The sequence below is a fragment of the Caulobacter sp. GW821-FHT11A05 genome (genome assembly GCF_058809015.1).
The window spans coordinates 497,764-515,530 of record NZ_JBXASF010000001.1 but is presented as its reverse complement, the minus strand read 5'-3'; the positions used below and the strand labels follow the sequence as shown (position 1 = coordinate 515,530).

Annotated in this window: 14 protein-coding genes; 7 read left to right on the top strand and 7 right to left on the bottom strand. The window is 69.9% G+C overall.

Annotation, left to right across the window (positions count from 1 at the left end; genetic code table 11):
• Window positions 1–44: 44 nt before the first annotated feature.
• From AC1RSK_RS02320 to AC1RSK_RS02305, 4 genes are all read right to left on the bottom strand, one after another.
• Window positions 45–407, bottom strand: coding sequence for a PDZ domain-containing protein (locus tag AC1RSK_RS02320; RefSeq protein ID WP_492905156.1), 363 nt, complete (start codon window positions 405–407; stop codon window positions 45–47).
• Between the two features lie 72 nt (window positions 408–479).
• A complete protein-coding gene (locus AC1RSK_RS02315; protein WP_492905154.1) occupies window positions 480–2,267 on the bottom strand; it encodes a PAS domain S-box protein in 1,788 nt (595 codons plus the stop codon).
• Window positions 2,268–2,392: 125 nt separating this feature from the next.
• The gene (locus AC1RSK_RS02310; RefSeq protein ID WP_492905152.1) at window positions 2,393–5,236 is read right to left on the bottom strand and encodes an ATP-binding protein; all 2,844 of its coding nucleotides are present in this window, start codon (window positions 5,234–5,236) and stop codon (window positions 2,393–2,395) included.
• 151 nt (window positions 5,237–5,387) lie between these two features.
• Window positions 5,388–6,896 (bottom strand): bifunctional aminoglycoside phosphotransferase/ATP-binding protein, encoded by a 1,509-nt coding sequence (locus AC1RSK_RS02305; protein WP_492905150.1) that lies wholly within the window; start codon window positions 6,894–6,896, stop codon window positions 5,388–5,390.
• 107 nt (window positions 6,897–7,003) lie between these two features.
• Between AC1RSK_RS02305 and AC1RSK_RS02300 the strand changes: the two genes are divergently transcribed.
• Window positions 7,004–7,621: a TetR/AcrR family transcriptional regulator gene (locus AC1RSK_RS02300; RefSeq protein ID WP_492905148.1), complete on the top strand. Its 618-nt coding sequence runs from the start codon at window positions 7,004–7,006 to the stop codon at window positions 7,619–7,621.
• Here AC1RSK_RS02300 and pdxH read toward each other — a convergent pair.
• Window positions 7,618–8,283 carry a pyridoxamine 5'-phosphate oxidase gene (gene pdxH, locus AC1RSK_RS02295; protein WP_492905146.1) on the bottom strand — a complete coding sequence of 222 codons (666 nt, stop codon included), beginning with the start codon at window positions 8,281–8,283 and terminating at the stop codon, window positions 7,618–7,620. The genes AC1RSK_RS02300 and pdxH overlap by 4 nt on opposite strands.
• 114 nt (window positions 8,284–8,397) lie before the next feature.
• Here pdxH and AC1RSK_RS02290 point away from each other — a divergent pair, with 114 nt between their 5' ends.
• The 5 genes from AC1RSK_RS02290 to AC1RSK_RS02270 all read left to right on the top strand — a co-directional run bounded on the left by AC1RSK_RS02290 (window position 8,398) and on the right by AC1RSK_RS02270 (window position 13,451).
• A complete protein-coding gene (locus AC1RSK_RS02290; protein ID WP_492905144.1) occupies window positions 8,398–9,078 on the top strand; it encodes a molecular chaperone DnaJ in 681 nt (226 codons plus the stop codon).
• Window positions 9,079–9,109: 31 nt separating this feature from the next.
• Window positions 9,110–10,177 carry a chorismate synthase gene (aroC, locus tag AC1RSK_RS02285; protein ID WP_492905143.1) on the top strand — a complete coding sequence of 356 codons (1,068 nt, stop codon included), beginning with the start codon at window positions 9,110–9,112 and terminating at the stop codon, window positions 10,175–10,177.
• Window positions 10,178–10,260: 83 nt separating this feature from the next.
• Window positions 10,261–12,231, top strand: coding sequence for a PAS domain-containing hybrid sensor histidine kinase/response regulator (locus AC1RSK_RS02280; protein WP_492905141.1), 1,971 nt, complete (start codon window positions 10,261–10,263; stop codon window positions 12,229–12,231).
• A 573-nt stretch (window positions 12,232–12,804) separates the two neighbouring features.
• On the top strand, window positions 12,805–13,056 hold the full coding sequence (locus AC1RSK_RS02275) for an AbrB/MazE/SpoVT family DNA-binding domain-containing protein (protein WP_492905140.1): 252 nt from the start codon (window positions 12,805–12,807) through the stop codon (window positions 13,054–13,056).
• Complete coding sequence (locus AC1RSK_RS02270; RefSeq protein ID WP_492905138.1) at window positions 13,053–13,451, top strand: type II toxin-antitoxin system VapC family toxin; 399 nt, start codon at window positions 13,053–13,055, stop codon at window positions 13,449–13,451. The genes AC1RSK_RS02275 and AC1RSK_RS02270 overlap by 4 nt, the downstream gene beginning before the upstream one ends.
• Before the next feature lie 50 nt (window positions 13,452–13,501).
• Here the strand turns inward: AC1RSK_RS02270 and AC1RSK_RS02265 are convergent, their stop codons facing one another.
• Window positions 13,502–14,857, bottom strand: coding sequence for a hypothetical protein (locus AC1RSK_RS02265; RefSeq protein WP_492905136.1), 1,356 nt, complete (start codon window positions 14,855–14,857; stop codon window positions 13,502–13,504).
• A gap of 103 nt (window positions 14,858–14,960) precedes the next feature.
• Window positions 14,961–16,103: a diguanylate cyclase domain-containing protein gene (locus AC1RSK_RS02260; RefSeq protein WP_492905134.1), complete on the bottom strand. Its 1,143-nt coding sequence runs from the start codon at window positions 16,101–16,103 to the stop codon at window positions 14,961–14,963.
• Window positions 16,104–16,506: 403 nt separating this feature from the next.
• Between AC1RSK_RS02260 and AC1RSK_RS02255 the strand changes: the two genes are divergently transcribed.
• Complete coding sequence (locus AC1RSK_RS02255) at window positions 16,507–17,625, top strand: NAD(P)/FAD-dependent oxidoreductase (protein ID WP_492905132.1); 1,119 nt, start codon at window positions 16,507–16,509, stop codon at window positions 17,623–17,625.
• Window positions 17,626–17,767 lie beyond the last annotated feature (142 nt).

Sequence of the window (17,767 nt, the reverse complement as noted above, 5' to 3'; positions counted from 1 at the left end):
TTGCAGGCTAAAGGGCGCCGCCGGGTTAGGCAAACGGGCGCCTCCTACGGGGGAAAGGTAAGGTTACCGTCCTCCAGGACCAGCCGAACGGTCCGGCGCACGCCGGCCCGGTCGACGGTCAGCTCGATCTGCTCGCCGGGCGGACCCTGCAGCGCCGTCGGCAGGCCGGTGAGCGGGCCGCCCGACCATGCGGTCACCCTGTCGCCGGGCCGCAGGCCAGCCCGGGCGGCCGGTCCGTAGGGGTCGAGAGAGACGACCCGGCAGACCGATCCGGTCAGGACCAGCTCGACCCCGGCCCGTCCGCCGCTGGGGGCCGCTTCGGCCGCGAACGCCGAGCCGACCGCCAGGGATGCGCCGCCGGCCGCCAGTCCGCAGAGCACCATGCGGCGCGACCGCTTCGTCTGCATGGATATCCCGTGTTCTCAAGCCCCGCCGTAGACTCGCCGCCAACCGCCGCGCCGTCAACCTCGCGCCGGCGGTCAGGCGGCCTCGCGGATTCGGTGGAGTTCGTCGGCCAGCTGCCGGATGTTGACCGGTTTGCGGACGATCGGGCAGTCGGTATAGCGCCGGTCGAGCTTTTCGTAGCCAGTGCAGAACACCAGCGGCACGCCCTGCGACCGCAGATGTTCGGCCAGGGGATAGACCAGGATGCCGCCGAGGTTGACGTCCAGGATGGCGGCGTCGGGAAGCGGGTTCTCCGACAGCAGCCAGGAGGCTTCCTCGATGGTGCCGGCCGGCCCGAGAATCTCCCAGCCGAGGGTGGCCAGGTCGGCGCAGAGCTCCAGGGCGATCAGGGTCTCGTCCTCGACGACCAGCACCCGGCCGCCGACGGTCTGCGGGCAGGGTTCGGCCAGGACCTCGGCGGCGGCCGGCGGGGTGGCGGCGACCTCCAGGCGATAGACCGCCTCCGGCAGGGTGGCGACCAGACGCAGGCCCGACGACGCCCAGTCCATCTCCAGCGCCCCGCCCAGCTGCCGCGTCGCCACCTCCCGCACCAGGGTCGAGCCGAAGCCCTTCGATGAGGGCGCGACGATGGGCGGCCCGCCCAGCTCGGTCCAGCGCAGCTCCAGGTCCTGGTTGTCCAGCACCACCAGCTCGACCTCGACCCGGCCGTGTTCGGCCGACAGGGCCCCGTGCTTGACGGCGTTGGTCGCCAGTTCATGGATCAGCAGGCTGACCGGCTGCACGAAGTTGGGCCCGAGCACGATGGCGGGGCCGATGATCTCGATCTGGCCGGGTCGCTGGTAGGGCGCCGTCTCGTCGGTGATGATCTGGCTGAGGATCGCCCCTTCCCAACGGTTCTGGGCCAGCAGGGAATGGGCCCGGCCGAGGGCCGAGACCCGGCCGCGCACGGCGGCGATGAAGTCCTCCTTGCTCTCGGCCCGGGTCAGGGAGACCAGGGCCTGGACCACGGCCAGCACGTTCTTGGCCCGATGGTCCACCTCCCGCGCCAGCAGGTGGAGCGCCTCCTCGTTGGCCTTGCGGTCGGTGATGTCGCGCAGGATCACCGTCGCCAGGTTGGCGCCGCCGACCTCGATCTGAGAGATCGAGGCCTCAAGGGGGAACTCCTCGCCGTTGGCCCGCAGGCCGCTGATGGCCCCCAGGGCGCCCATCTTGCGATTGGTGACGCCGGTCTCCTTGAAGCGGCGGATATGTTCGGCGTGGCCGGCGCGGAACCGCCGGGGAATGAAGCGCTCGATCGGCTCGCCGATCACATCGGCCGCATCGACCCCGAACATCCGCTCGGCCGCCGGGTTGAACAGCATGATCCTCTGCTGCTCATCGACAGTGATCAGGGCGTCCATGGCCGACTCGACGATGCCCTCCATGCGCCGGCGGCTTTCGAGCAGCGCGTCCTCGGCCGCCTTGCGTTCGGTGATGTCGCGCAGGATCACCGTCGCCAGCCGCTCGCCCCCGACCTCGATCTGCGAGATCGAGGCCTCGATGGGGAACTCCTCGCCATCGGCGCGCAGCCCGTTGATGGCCCCCAGCGAGCCCATCTGGCGCGTCGTCACGCCGGTCTCGGTGAAGCGGTGGATATGGGCGGCGTGCTCGGACCGGTAGCGCTCGGGAATGAAGCGGGTGATGTGCTGGCCCAGCGCCTCAGAGGCGGAAAGGCCGAACATCCGCTCGGCGGCCGGGTTGAAAAGGACGATGAGCTGAGCGTCGTTGATCGTGATGATCCCGTCCATCGCCGACGCGACGATGCCCTCGAGCCGGCGCATCGTCTCGACGGCGTCGCGAGACCCTTCTGAACCTTGTGACATGAGACCGCCCCTCGGACTGCGGACGCCCAGCCTAAGCGTGTTCTTCCGAGAAATACACGCGCATTCGTTGCACGAAACCATTGCGGTCCACAGGGCGCCGGCCGGCCGATCGAACGAGAGGCTTGCTAGACGGGCTCCTCAACGACGCCCGAGATCTCCGTCACCGTGGCGGCCGCAAGCAGGGATGTGATCAGGTTCGCCGGCTCAACGGGCTTTGCAACCACGCCGTCGAACCCTGCCTGCGTGAGGCTGACGACCATGTCGGCGTCGGCATCGGCGGTGAAGGCCAGCACCGGCGTCGTCTCGTTCAGGCGACCGCCCTCGCGCATCTGCCGAAGAGCGTCGGGGCCAGCGAGGCGGGGCATGCGGACGTCGAGCAAAATCACGTCGAAGGGATGTTCGTCAGCCTGCGCGACCGCCTCGACGCCGTCGCAGGCGGTGGTCACCTCGGCGCCGATTCCCCGCAGGAACAGCTGGACCAGTTCGCGGTTGGCCGGATGGTCGTCGGCGACCAGGACGCGCAGGCCCGGCGCAGCTTCGGCCTGCTCCGCCTCCGCCATGGTCGGTTCGACGGCCTCGGCCAACTCCACCGGCAGGTTGAACCAGAAGCGACTGCCTTTACCGGGCTCGTTCTCGACGCCGATCTCGCCGTCCATAGCCTCGATCAGCCCCTTGCAGATCGCCAGGCCCAGACCCGTGCCGGAAGCCGCCCGGGTGCTGGAGGCGTCGACTTGCGAGAAGCGGCGGAATAACAGGGCCAGGCGATCGGGCGGAATGCCGGCGCCGGTGTCGGCCACCTCGACGCACAGTCGCCCGGCCTCCAGCCGCAGCCGCAGAGTCGCCCCGCCCTGGTCGGTGAACTTCACGGCGTTGCTGACCAGGTTCAGCAACACCTGGCGCAGCCGGTCGGGGTCGGCGAGCACGACCACATCGTCCGCCAGGTCGCAGTCGAGGGCCAGGAAGATGTCCTTGGCGCCGGCCTGCGGCGCGAACAGTTCCAGGGTCCCCCGCGCCAGCTTGGCCGGCGAGATCGGTCGGGGGCGGATAGCGACCTGGCCGGCCTCCAGCTTGGAGAAGTCGAGGATGTCATTGACCACCGCCAGCAGGGCCTCGCCGGCATCGGTCACCCGCTCGATATAGCCCCGGGCCAGGGCGCCGACGTCTGACTGCGCCGCGGCCAGGCGGGTAAAGCCCAGGATGCTGGTCAGCGGCGTGCGCAGTTCGTGGCTCATGTTGGCGAGGAAGTCGGCCTTGGCCGTCGCCGCCGCCTCGGCCACGGCCCGGGCCTCGACCAGTTCGGCTTCCAGGGCCTTGCGGACGGAGATGTCGCGTTTCACGCCGATGACTTCGTGCGGCTCTCCACGCTCGTCACGGGCCAGGGTGCGGCGGCTCTCGACCCACAGCCAGCGGCCGTCCTTGTGCCGTACGCGGTATTGCAGGGTCACGCCGTCCGGCAGCCGGCCCGCGAACAGGTCGCCATGCGCCGTCTCGACCATGGCCACGTCGTCGGGGTGGATGTCGGCGGCGGCGTCGGATCCGATCAGCTCGGCGACGGTGTGGCCACTCAGGCGCTCGACGGACGGCGAGAGGTAGAGGAACCGATGGTCACGGCTGAAGCAGGCAATGGTGTCGGCGGTGTTGTCGGCCAGTTGGCGGTAGTGGGCTTCACTCCTGGCCAGGGCCATCTCGGCGACGGTCTGGTCGGTGATGTCCATCATGGTCCCGAACAGGGCGGTGACCTGGCCGTCCGCTCCCCGCTCGCTCACCGCCGAGCCGGCCACATAGCGGAAGTCGCCGTTGGGCTGGACAAGCCGGGTGATCCCGCCCTCCCAGCCGCGGCCCGTCGCCAGGGCGGTGGCCAGGCGGCCGTCCGCCACCGTCTTGTCGTCGGGGTGGACCATGCGCATCGCCGCCTCAAGGTCGGGCTCCGGACCGACCGGGAGGCCGAACATCAGGAACATCTGGTCGGACCAGAAGATGCGGTTGGTGATGGTGTCCAGCCGCCAGTAACCGACCCGCGCAACCTGCTCGGCCATGCCGGCGCGACGGGCCTGTTCGCGGGCGTCGGCCAGGGCGGCCAGCAAGGACGTCTGCAGCCGGCGACGGTCCACGTGCTGGGCCGCGACCGCCAGGCCGAGGAAGGTGCAGACCGCCAGCAGGGCCTGCAGCACCATGATCCTTTCGGTCTGGCTGACGCCAGCCAGTTGAAGGGGTCCCTCGCCGGCCAGGGTCATGCCGGTCGCCGTCCCGGCCAGCAGCAGCAGGGCCAGCGCCGTGCCCGGCCGTTCCAGCTCGCGGGTCACCAGGATCAAGGCCGGCGGGATCAGAAACAGCAGCGGGTAGCGGCCCTGCGCGAAGACCAGGGCGGTGACGGCCACGAAGGCGGCCAGCGCCAGCAGGCCCCGGAGGGTGAATGGCCGCTCCGCGAAGTCGACCCTGGCCGCGCCCAAGGCCAGCAGAGCCGGTGTCAGGATCAGCAGGCCCAGGGCGTCCGCCGAGGCCCAGACGGCGAAATTTGCCAGGAAACTTCGTAGACCAAAGGCGTTCAGGGCCAGCGAGGCCAGCAAGGCCGCCGTCACCGAGGCGGCCGGCGCGACCAGCAGCAGCACCCTCAGGTGCGGCCAGTGGGCGAAGTCGACATGGCGGCCGCACCAACGCCGCAGCACGATCGCGCAGGTCGAGATCTCCAGGGCGTTGCAGGCGCCCAGCGCCAGGGCTGGCCAGACGCCGTCCCGCATGACCAGGCTGCCCGCGATGTTGCCGCCCATCGCGGCGATCAACAGCATCGGCCATCGGCGGGTGTCGACCATCAGCAGGACGGCCAGGGTGACGGCGTTGACCACCCAGATCGGCTCGATGTTGCCGAACTCGCGGGGGATCAGCAGCATCAGCACAGTCAGGAGAAATGAGGTCGCCGCGACCGCCGCCACCAGGCCAGCGACGCGCAGGCGCGCGATCCAGCGGGACATTTTCGTCGGGACGTCCCCGGCCGACATGGCGTTCTCTAGCATGTTCGGAGAACGCCGCTTCGCCGGTGTAGAAACGCTTAACAAATCCCTTCTCGCGACCGCCGCGGCTGCGACAATCCGTCCCGCGAAATTGGGGGTGGGCGGCTCCCGGCTAGCGGCTCAGCACCGTCACCAGCGCCTCGGCCGCCGGTTCGAAATCGCCATCGCTGTCGACCCGCCGCCAGGTCATCTCGCCAAGGTCGCGGCTCAGCTGCATGTCGAGCACCTCGCCCGTGGCGTCGGAGGCGTCGCCCGTCCGGCCGGCGATGCGGTCGTGCAGCAGGCCGGCCGGGGCCTCCAGCCAGAGGCCCTCGAAGGGGACGCCGGCCTTGCGGGCGAGATCGGCGGCGGCGGCGCGTTCCTCCGGCTTCATGAAGACGGCGTCGAGGATGACGGCGCGGCCGGCGGCCAGGGCCTTGCCGGCGTCCTCGAACAGCTGGCTGTAGACCCGGGGGCTGACGCCCGGGGCGTAGGCCTCCGGCGGCAGGCGGTCGAGCGGGGCGGCGCCCCACAGCCGCTTGCGGATCTCGTCGCTGCGCAGGATGACGGCGCCGGGCGAGGCGCCCAGGCCCGGCGCGGCGATGCGGGCGAAGGTCGACTTGCCCGAACCCGACAGGCCGCCGACCGCCGCCAGCACCGGTTTGACCGGTTCGAGATGGGCGATCGCCGCGGCCAGATAGGCCCTGGACGCGTCGACGTCACCGCCGTGGGCCTGGACGTGGCAGCGCACGCCGGCCCGCACCGACAGGGCCAGCGGCAGGGCTTCCAGCCCGCTCCACAGTCCGCTGGGCAGCAGACGCGCGCCCTCGTCCAGCCAGGCCGACAGCACCCGCACGGCGGCGTCGCGGCGGCGGCGGAAGTCGAGGTCCATCAGCAGGAAGGCGACGTCGTAGAGGACGTCGATCTCCGACAGGGTGTCGTTGAACTCGATGCAGTCGAAGAGGATCGGCCGGCCGTCCTCGAGCAGGATGTTGCCCAAGTGCAGGTCGCCATGGCAGCGGCGGACCCAGCCCTCTTCCAGCCGTTCGGCCAACAAGGTCTCTAGACGCGCCCGCTCGGCGTCCGTCGCCGCGATCAGCGCCTCGACCGGTTCCTTGCCCAGCTTGGGAATCAGGTCCTTCATCAGGGCCGCGTTGGAGCGGATGGTGTAGCTCATGCCGCCGGCCGGCTCGGCGTCGCGGGTCACCGGCGCCTCGGCGTGGAAACGGGCGATGGCCCGGCCCAGCTGGTCGCTGAGCTCGCCATCGACGGCGTAGGGCTGCTCGGCCAGCACGGCGGTCTCGTCGAAGCGGCGCATCTCCAGCACCGATTCCACTCGCTCGCCCGAGCCATCCAGCTCCAGGCCGCCGCCGGCGGTCCGGGTGATGGCTCCGACCCGCCGGTAGATGTCCGGCGCGGCGGCGCGGTTGAAGGCCAGTTCGCGCTCCAGCGCCCAGTGACGCAGGGCGGCGGTCTCGTAGTTGAGGAAGCCGAAATTCACCGGCTTCTTGACCTTCAGGGCCAGCTCGCCGGTCAGATAGACCCGCGCGCAGCTGGTCTCGATGATGCGGTCGGCGCGGGCTCCCAGCCAGGCGGCGATCTCGGCTTCCTGCTGGACTTCTTCGGGCGTCGGTTGGCTCATGACCGCTGCATATCACAGGCTCCGCGCCGGCGTCGCCTCGCCGATCCCTTGCGGGATATGGGAATTCCCCCTACGAGGGAAAAAATCAGCATCCAGTTAGAGGGCGCATGGGGGACCGGGGGGACGGCACGCGCAGCGCGCGCAAACGCCGCGACATCCTCAACGCGGGCCAGGCGGTCTTCCTGCGGGAAGGCTACGCCGGGGCCGGCATGGAAGTGGTGGCCCGCGAGGCCAGCGTCTCGACCGCGACCCTGTACGCCCACTTCCCCAGCAAGGGCGACCTGTTCGTGGCGGTGGTCGAGGAAGCCGTCGCCATCCTGGCCGAGGACATCGAGCAGACCCTCGACTTCGCTGGCGGGGCTCGGGAGCGGCTGATGGCCTTCGCCATGGCCTATGGCCGGTTCTACGCCGATCCCCTGTCGCGGGCGGTGTTCCGGCTGGTGACCGGTGAGCGCCGGCGGTTCGCCAACCTGGCCGACCATTTCCGTAGCCGTTCCCGCCACCAGTTCGGCGGCAGCGCCATCACCCTGATCGGCAAGCTGGCCGAGGAAGGCCTCTTGAAGGTCGACAAGCCCTCTTGGGCGGCCGGCCAGCTGCTGGGCATGATCGAGCACGTCACCCTGGTGTTCGGCCTGGTGGCCGGCGACGAGGCCATGCCCCAGCGCCCCCTGGAAGATTTCTGCGCCGACGCGGTCGAGACGTTCCTGGCCCGGTACGGAGTCTAGGGGTAGAGCCGCGAGGTGCTCCAGCCCTCGCCGGACCGCACGAAGACCAGCCGCTCGTGCAACCGGAACGGCCGGTCGCGCCAGAACTCGATGCTCAGCGGCGTCAGCCGGAAGCCCGACCAGTGCGGCGGCCGCGGGACCTTGCCGAGCCCGAAGCGCAGGCCCATCTCGGCGACCCTTTTCTCCAGGGCAAATCGATCGGGCAGCGGCCGCGACTGGTCCGAGGCCCAGGCCCCCAGCTGGCTGTGGCGGGCCCGGGTGGCGTGGTAGGCGTCGGCTTCCGCCTCTGAAACCTGTGCGACGGTCCCGCGAATCCGCACCTGGCGGCGCAGGGACTTCCAGTGGAACAGCAGGGCGGCCTTTGGGTTGGCGGCCAGTTCGCGGCCCTTGGCGCTTTCCAGGTTGGTGAAGAAGGTGAAGCCGGCGGCGTCCACCCCCTTGAGCAGCACCATGCGGGCGTCGGGCAGGCCGGTCTCGTCGACGGTGGCCAGGGTCATGGCGTTGGCGTCGTTGGCCTCGGACTCCACCGCCGCCTTCAGCCAGGCCTCGAACAGGACGATCGGATCGGCCTCGGGCAGCAGCGGCAGCGGGGCGGCGGCGGTCACCTGGGTGACGTAGTCGTCTTCGCTGGGCGAGGCGGGGATCAGGGTGTCGTCGGCCATGGAGGCTATGTAGCGCCGCCCCCCGCGCGCCGCCACGCTTAACCCGGAATTGACTCTGTGCAGGCCAGGGTGAGCCCAACGAAAAAAGGGGCCATGATGGTGGCGGCAAGGACGATGGACCCCCGCCGGGCGCGGGCGGTGCTGGGCGTGCGCGGCAGCGTCGACGAGGCGGGCCTGCGCGCCGCCTTCCGCCAGGCCGTCAAGGCCGCCCACCCCGACCGCCCCGGCGGCGACGCGGCCAGGCTGCGCGAGGTCGTCGAGGCCTATGGCCTGCTCAAGGCCGCGCCGGCCGCCGCACCTGTCCATGTCCCCCTCCCCGTCTCGACCGCACCGGCCCTCGACACCCTTGAGATCAGCCCCGCCCTCGCCGCCTCGGGCGGCCGCGCCTTCGCCCGCCTGGCCGACGGACGCCGCCTGGCGGTGGAGCTGCCGGCCGGCCTGCGCCCCGGCGACAAGGTCCGGGCCGGCGAGGCCGTGCTGACCGTCACCGTCAAGGGCGGCGACGGCCTGACCCTGCGCGGCGACGACCTGTGGCTCAGCGCCGAGCTGCCGCACCTGTCCGGCGGCCGCCTGCCGGTCGCCACCCCCGGTGGTCCCCGGGAGATCTGGATCGGCCGGCGCGACATCGCCCGAGGCCTGGTCCGCCTGACCGGCCAGGGCCTGCCGGCTCGGGGTCCGCACGCCGCCGGCGACCTGATCGTCACCCTCAAGGCCCCGCCGCCGCCGCCCGAAAGCGGGGCCCGCAGCCGCCTCAAGGCCTTTCAGGCCGCCTGGGCCCCTGCCCCGGCCTTGTAGGCTTGGTCGTTTGCGGTAAGACGCCAGCACGATGTCGCACAACACCTTCGGCCATCTGTTCCGCGTCACCACCTGGGGCGAAAGCCACGGCCCGGCCCTCGGCTGCGTGGTCGACGGCTGTCCGCCCGGCATCGAGCTGACCGAGGCCGACATCCAGGCCTTCCTCGACAAGCGCAAGCCCGGGACCAGCAAGCACGTCACCCAGCGCCGGGAGAGCGACACCGTCCGCATCCTGTCGGGCGTCTTCGAGGGCTTCACCACCGGCACGCCGATCTCCCTGATGATCGAGAACGAGGACCAGCGGTCCAAGGACTATGGCGAGATCGCCCAGGCCTTCCGCCCCGGCCACGCCGACTTCACCTACATCGCCAAGTACGGCCGGCGCGACTATCGCGGCGGCGGCCGCTCCAGCGCCCGCGAGACCGCCGCCCGCGTCGCCGCCGGGGCCATCGCCCGCAAGGTCATCCCCGGGGTCAGCGTCCGCGCCGCCCTGGTGCAGGTCGGGCCGCACGCCGTCGACCGGGCCGCCTGGGACTGGGCCGAGACGGCCAACAACCCCTTCTTCTGCCCCGACGCCGCCACGGCCGCCAAATGGGACGGCTACCTCGACAGCATCCGCAAGGCCGGCTCCTCGATCGGAGCCGTCGTCGAGGTCGAGGCCGAGGGCGTTCCGGCCGGCTGGGGCGCGCCGATCTACGGCAAGATCGACGCCGAGCTGGCCGCCGCCCTGATGTCGATCAACGCCGCCAAGGGCGTCGAGATCGGGGCCGGCTTCGCCGCCGCCGCCCTGACCGGCGAGGAGAACGCCGACGAGATGCGGGCCGGCAACGATGGGCCGACCTTCCTCAGCAACCACGCCGGCGGCATCCTGGGCGGCATCAGCACCGGCCAGCCGGTCATCGCCCGCGTCGCCTTCAAGCCGACCAGCTCCATCCTCACCCCGCGCCGCACCCTCAACGAGGCCGGCGAGGAGATCGAGCTGCGCACCAAGGGCCGCCACGACCCCTGCGTCGGGGTGCGCGCCCCGCCGGTGGTCGAGGCCATGACCGCCTGCGTCCTGGCCGACGCCTTCCTGCGCCACCGGGGCCAGGTGGGCTAAATCGCCTGCGACCGCTGGTCGCAGACGATTGGTTTACTCTCCCCGTTTTAGGCTCATTCCAGGGAGTTCCCCGGAGTGGGCTCATGGGCAAGGACCCGACGAAAACAACGGTGCCGACCGGCGCGCTGATGGCCATGGGCTGGTTCTTCGAGAACAGCCTGGACACCTTCGTCACCATCCAGGGCGACCACGTCTACAGCGCCAACGCCACCTGGCGCCGGCTGACCGGCTGGACCCCGGCCGACACCTTCGGCAGGCCCTTCTGGTCCTTCGTCCACCCCGAGGACATGGAGGCCGGCCGCGCCGCCGTCGCCGCCCTGGCGCTGGGCGAGCGGGCCGAGGCCGAGCACCGGCTGTCGACCAAGGCCGGCGACTGGCTGTGGGTGCGTAGCCATGTGGTGCGCGGCGAGCAGGACTGGATTCTGGTCATCATCCGCGACCTGACCGCCGAGCGGCAGCGCGAGGCCGACGCCAAACAGGCCCGGCGCACCGCCCAGATGCTGCGCAGCTCGGCCGGGGTGACCGTCTGGCGCTATGACCCGGACACCGACCGCTACGAGATCAATCCCGACTTCAGTCGGCCGCTCGGCCAGTCCAAGGCCGACAAGCAGGTCGACGGCGACCATGTGCGCCAGACCGTCCACCGCCAGGACGTGACCGCCCTCGACGCCGCCTGGCGCCGCTCGGTCGAGACCGGCGAGGCGCACCACCACGAATACCGGGTGCGGTCCGGCACCGGCTGGGCCCACCTGCGGGTCGCCTGGCAGGGCCTGAAGCCGTCCGCCTCCGGCCGCTGGGAGATGCTCGGCATCGCCCAGGACGTCACCGAACTGGTCCAGGCCCGCGACGCCGCCCTGCGCGACCAGCAGGCGGCCCGGGCGGCGACCGACGCCAAGAGCCAGTTCCTGGCCAACATGAGCCACGAGATCCGCACCCCGATGAACGGCGTGCTGGGGGTGCTGCACCTGTTGAAGGCCGAGCCCTCGGCCGAGAGGCGAACCCAGCTGATCGCCGAGGCGCTGAGCGCCGGGGTCAATCTCTCGGCCCTCCTCAACGACATCATCGACTACGCCGACCTGGAGTCCGGCCGGCTGGTGCTGGCCCGCGAGGCGGTGGAGGCCCCGGCCCAGCTGGCCATGGTCATCGACCTCTTGCGGCCCCAGGCCGAGGCCAAGGGGGTGTCGTTGGAGGTCAACATCTCCCCTGGCGTGCGGCCGGCGACGGTCGACCCCGGGCGGCTGCGCCAGATGTTCCTGCATCTGGTCGGCAACGCCGTGAAGTTCACCCAGGCCGGGCATGTGCGGGTCCGGCTCAGCGCCGTCGGCGAGGGCCAGGACCAGCGGCTCTGCCTGGAGGTGGCCGACACCGGCGTCGGCATCGCCGCCCACGCCCAGGCCGAGCTGTTCGAACACTTCCGCCAGGTCGACAACAGCGCCACCCGCAAGTTCGGCGGCGGGGGCCTGGGCCTGACCATCACCCGCCACCTGGCCCAGCTGATGGACGGCTCGGTCGGTTTCCGCAGCGCGCTGGGCGTCGGCTCGACCTTCTGGCTGGAGGTGGCCGCCCCGGCCAGCGCTGAAACCTCCGTCCCGGCCGGTCAGGTCAGCGCGCCGGTCGAAGCGGCGGCCGGCGAGGCGGCGACCGAGGACCGCTGGCTGGAGGGCCTGCGGGTGCTGGTCGTCGAGGACAACCCGACCAATCGCCTGGTGGCCACGGGCCTGCTCGGCCAGCTGGGCGCGGTGGTCGAGACGGCCGAGGACGGGGCCCAGGGGGTGGAGGCGGTCGAGCGCGGCCACTTCGACCTGATCTTCATGGACATCCAGATGCCGGTGATGGACGGCATGGAAGCCACCCGCCGCATCCGCGCCATGGCGGCGCCGCGCTGCCACACTCCCATCGTCGCCACCACCGCCAACGTCATGCCGGCCCAGCTGGCCGCCTATCGGACCTGCGGCTGCAACGGCGTGGTCGCCAAGCCGATCTCGCCGGGGGCGCTGATCGCCGAGATCGCCCGCATCGCCGAGGACGGCGAGCCGGAGGCGGCGGTGGCGTGAGGCGGGCGGGCGCGAGGCGCGGCTCCTTGTCGGCTTATCGAAGCGGCCGACCATTATACCGCGCCGGGCTGGGCAGCGGGAAACCAACCAAAAATCCGGGCGATGCGTTCGCCGGCTCCGCTGGAGGGCTGAAACCCCGACCCGCGTGGGTTTTCCGGTGGGTCGGACGTGCTCGAAAGTGGGCTGGGGCGTTGGTCGGCAGGTTGGTCGAGGGTTGCCGAAAGTGGGCTTGTTTGTCTGCGCCGCGACCAACCGCGTTTGTCAGGGCGACGCGGCCCCTCGACGCCGCCGAAATGGATTTTTGAATCCAGGGTATGCTCGGGCCGTGATCACCGGCCGCTTGACTCCGTCACCACAAATGAGAACATTTCAGGAACATTGGAGCGCGCCATGTCGGCCCTGAACGACCCCGACCCCGAAACCCGCCGCCGCGTCCAACGCGCCGCCCTCGACGGCGGCGGTCGGGGCGTTGGGGGCGGTGGTGTGGATGATGGTGCGGGTGTGAGGGGGCGGCGGTGTCTTGAATGTAAGGGGATTTTGCCTTACATTGTGGGCGTTGAGGAAGGTTGTCCGATGAGCACGCTTACCGTTACGGCCAAGGGTCAGGTCACCCTCCGCAAGGATCTGCTCAAGCATCTCGGTGTCGAGCCGGGCGAGAAGATTACCCTGGACATGCTGCCCGGTGGCCGGCTCGAGGTGCGGGCTGCCCGCGCCACGGGCAAGATTTCGGACGCCTTCGATTTTCTCAAGCGCGAAGGCGGCCCGTCGCTGACTATCGAGCAGATGAATGAGGTCATCGCCGACGGCTGGGCCGGCCGTAGGTGAAGATAACCGCAGATACCAACGTCCTGGTTCGGGCCGTAACCGGCGACGACCCCCGACAAAGCCCTGTCGCCAAGGCCGAACTGGCGGGCGCCGAACTGGTCGCCCTGACGTCGCCGGCCCTCTGTGAACTGGTCTGGGTGCTGTCGAGGGGCTACGGCTTTGGGGCCGCAGACATCGCCGAGGCGCTTCGCCGGCTGATGGCGGCGGACAACGTGATCGTGGATCGGCCGGCGGCCGAGGCGGGACTGGCGCTGCTGGACGCGGGTGGAGACTTTGCCGACGGAGTCATCGCCTACGAGGGGGCGTGGCTGGGGGCAGAGACGTTTGTGTCGTTCGACCGCAAAGCGGTGACACTGCTGGATGGAAGCGGTGAGATGGCGCGGTTGTTGGGGTAAGGCAACCGGCTCCGCATTCGTCGCGGCAAGGCGGGGACGGATCGGGTCCGTCAACTTGTCGGCGAAGCTTCCAGCGCTTCCACCAGTCTCTGCGCCATCGTCCAGGGAGTTACGCCATCGTAGAACATCTCAACGAGATTGGGGTCCATCACGAACCGCCTTGTCCCGTTGGCGTGGATTAAAGGAAGCCGCCCCCGGACCAGGGAAGGACGTAACCTTGGGTGCATCGCTCGGGCTCTTCCAGCGTCTTTCTTGCTACCCCATCGGAGTTCGCCGCCCGCCTTGGCGATGAGCGCCCCGAACCGATCCCAATCCAGATACAGCAAGACATTGTCGTGGAGCGCCCCATAGGTGACCGATGCGATCTGACTTGGGTCCAGGTCCCTCAGGAACAATGGCTTTGCCATGGGGCGGTGCACCCCGCCGCTCAGGCTCGAAATCTTGTCCGCGTCCAGTCTCGCCAACCGCCCCTTCGCCGCTCCGTACCAGCCAGACCTCTGCGCCAGCAGTTCGTCGAAATTCTGGACTGTTAGAGGCGTGCCCTTGCGGCCTCTCGCGGCCGTGTAGATCCACAGGCAGCCGTCGATACACTCGAAGTCGCCAGTTTCCTTCCTTCCCGCTCGATCCAGCAAGTCGCGCAGGGGATCATCATAATGTTGAAGCGCTACATTCGTTTCGACGACTCGAATTTCATGACCGGTAACGGGGTCGGTCCCTCGCTCCTCCCTCAAAAGATGGAGGGCCTGTTCGGCCGTCTCCTTCTGCCTTTGCACCCGTTCCAGCTGCCTGACGGCCTTGTCGCCGTAGCGCTCCCGCAGCCCAGCCCTCGCCGCTTCCCGCTCTTGCGGGTTCTGCTCCAGTATTTCGGCAATCTCCGCGTTCAGCGCGCCCTCTTTCAGTTCGATAAACTCGGGAACGGGGCGGCGGCCATCTCGGATCAGCGTAATGTCGCCAATATCGACGCAGGAGGTGGCGTCGTTCCATAGCGCGAGCGCCATGGGGTCGGCATTGAGTTCTCTCAGGGTCGCCCTCACCGAGTCCGGATTGCATTCCAGAAGATTGTGCCTGGACCGATAGAGACAAAGGCGCTTGACCTTGTGCCGCTCCGCTCCGTGGATCGACCAAACAATCGCATCGTTCACGCGCCGCCAGACGGCTCGGTTGTACTCGGCGAAATCCTTGACCTGCGGGCCGATAGGATGCGTCTTCTCGCGCATCAGAAAGCCCTCATGGAAGAGCAGCCGCTTGATGGCCAGCTCATGCCAGTGCTTCCAGGTGCCGTGGCAGGCCCGAACGAAATCAGCGTGACTGGCTAGGACAGCCTGCCGGTTTGCGAACTTTGGGGAGTTCCCGGCCGGGAGCTTGAGCGCGCTTGCCGCCTCAGCAATTTCCTCTTCCGGACCCATCGTCGGAGCACCAACCTGTCCCTTGGCCCAAGCTGCGACGTTGGGACTTCCGCTGACTGTGCACTAATCCGACAAGGTAGGCAGCCATCGCGACGAGGCTTGCTCAGGCCGCAACCACCACCGGCCCCGCCTCCCGCAGCTCGCTCCAGAAGGCGATCGTCCCGCGGCCGCTGCTCTTGGCCTGGTACAGCGCCGTGTCCGCCCGCGCCGCCAGGGCGTCCAGGTCGACGCCGTCCTGCGGGGCCAGGGCGATGCCGATGCTGACGCCGATGCGCAGTTCGTGGCTGTCGATGCGGTAGGGGGCGCTCAGGGTGCGCAGGATGCGCATGGCCAGCATGCGGGCCTCGTCGGGGTGGGCGATGCCGGTCTGGATGATGACGAACTCGTCGCCGCCCAGGCGGGCCGCCGTGTCGGTGGCCCGCAGCATGTGGGTCAGGCGGCCGGCCACCGCCTTGAGCAGGGCGTCGCCGACCGGGTGGCCGTAGCGGTCGTTGACCGGCTTGAACTGGTCGAGATCGAGAAAATGCAGGGCCAGCAGCTTGCCGCCGGCGCCCAGGCCGAGGATCTCTTCGTCGAACCGCTCGCGCAGCTGCAGCCGGTTGGGCAGGCCGGTGAGGGCGTCCTGCCTCGCCAGGTCGGCGAAGTTGCGCTTGGTCAGAATCTGGCCGGTGGTGGTGCGGTAGGCGCCGATCAGGGTCTGCAGGCCGCCGGCCGTGAAGGCGGCGACCAGCAGGGCCTGGGCGGCATAGGCCAGGCGATGGTCGAGGTCGCCGTCCATGGCCTGGATGGCCAGGGCGCCGGCCGTCGGGAGGGTGGACAGCAGCAGGCTGGCGGCGCCGATCAGCGGCCGCACCGACTGGCGCGAGACCAGGCCCGAGCCGTAGCCGAAGATCAGGCCGGTCACCAGCATGTGGTCGAGGAAGTCACCGGCCAGCACGGCGCGGGCGTTGAAGGCGCCGAGGATCACGGCGAACAGCAGGCTCCAGGCCCCGTAGCGCCGCTCCCAGGCGGTGGCCATGGCCCGGCTGGGGCTGCGGTCGCGGGCGCGGCGGCGGTAGGCGAGGGAGACGACGATGCGGCCGAGCGCCACGACGACGCCGGCGCCGACCAGGCCGGCCAGGACGGGATCGCCGGTGCGGATGGCGATCAGCCCGCCGATGGCGGCGATCGACACGGCCATGATCAACAGCGAGGCGATGGCGGCGTACAGCAGGTCGACCAGTTCGACGAAGACCTCGTCGGGCAATCGCCGGCTTGAAAAGCGGGGAAATGGGAAACGCCGCATACGCAACTTCCGCATCTGTTGGGCGCCGGAATCCCCGGCCCGCGCCCTCGTAGCCCGCCTGCAGGATGGCCCATCGTCGTAAAGGAACGGTTCAGGATTGGCGGCATGGGATGCGGCCGATTGTCCGGCGCTTCCGATCTCCTCACTCACCGATCATGCTCGCGAAGGCGAGCATCCATTCGACGACGGCCGGATCCCGGAAGATCGGGGGCGCTGGGCGCCAAGCCCGTGAACGGCTCTGGATGCGCCGATCTCGCTTGGATGCTCGCCTTCGCGAGCATGATCGGTATGGGGTAGATGATGCCGGGCCTTTTCCGCAGCCTGCTGCTAGCCGCCAGCCCCACCGCCGGCTACCAATCGGCTGATGAGCCAATTTGATTTTGACGCCGTGGTGGTCGGCGCGGGCGCCGTCGGCCTCGCCTGCGGCTATGCGCTTGCCAAGCGCGGGCTGGTGGTCGCCGTGCTGGAGAAGGAGGCCGCCATCGGCCAGGGGGTCTCCTCGCGCAACAGCGAGGTGATCCACGGCGGGCTCTACTATCCGAGCGGTTCGCTGAAGGCGCGGCTGTGCGTCCAGGGGCGGCGGATGCTGTATGCCTTCCTCGACCTGCATCACGTCGACTATCGCCGCTGCGGCAAGCTGGTGGTGGCCACGACTCCGGAGGAGGTGGCGCGGCTGGGCGCCATCTGGGACCAGGCGATGGCCAACGATGTCGAGGGCATGGAACGGTTGACCGGCCAGCAGGCGCGGGCCCTGGAGCCGGGCCTCAAATGCGAGGCGGCGCTGCTGTCGCCGCAGTCGGGGGTGTTCGACAGCCACGGCTACATGCTGGCCCTGCAGGGGGAGATCGAGGCGGCGGGCGGGGCGGTGGTCGCTTCCACCCCGTTCGAGGGGGCCAGCCCCCTGCCAGGCGGCGGCTTCACCGTGCGGGCCGGCGGGGTCGAGGCGACCGATCTTACCTGTCGTTTCCTGGTCACCGCGCCCGGTCTGTCTGCGCAGGGGGTGGCGGGCCATATCGACGGCTTTCCGGCCGAGCAGATTCCGCCCGGCCACTTCGGCAAGGGCGTCTATTTCCGGCTGGCGGCCAAGGCGCCGTTCGAGCGGCTGATCTATCCGCCGCCGATCCCCGGGGCGCTGGGCACCCATTACCGCAAGGACCTGGGCGGCCAGGCGGTGTTCGGGCCCGACCTGCAGTTCGTGGGCGCCGAGGACTACAGCGTCGATCCGGCCAAGGCCGCCGAGTTCGCCGCCTATATCCGCAAGTTCTGGCCGGACCTGCCCGTGGAGGACCTGGCCCCCGACTACGCCGGCATCCGCCCCAAGCTGCACGGGCCGGGCGAGCCGCAGCCGGACTTCCAGATCCGCGGGGCGGAGACGCACGGGATCGAGGGGCTGGTGGCGCTGTTCGGGATCGAGAGCCCGGGCCTGACCAGTTCATTGGCGATTGGCGAAGAGGTGGCGGTCAGGCTTCATCCGCCTACGTAGGCCGCCAAGCGCTCCCTTCCCCCTGAGGCAGGGCAATCGCATATGAAAGCAGCTGGCCAAGACGGGGTCAGCCGCCGTGAGAGGTCCCTTCTCCCCTTGTGGGAGAAGGTGGCCCGAAGCGCCGGATGAGGGGTCGATAGGT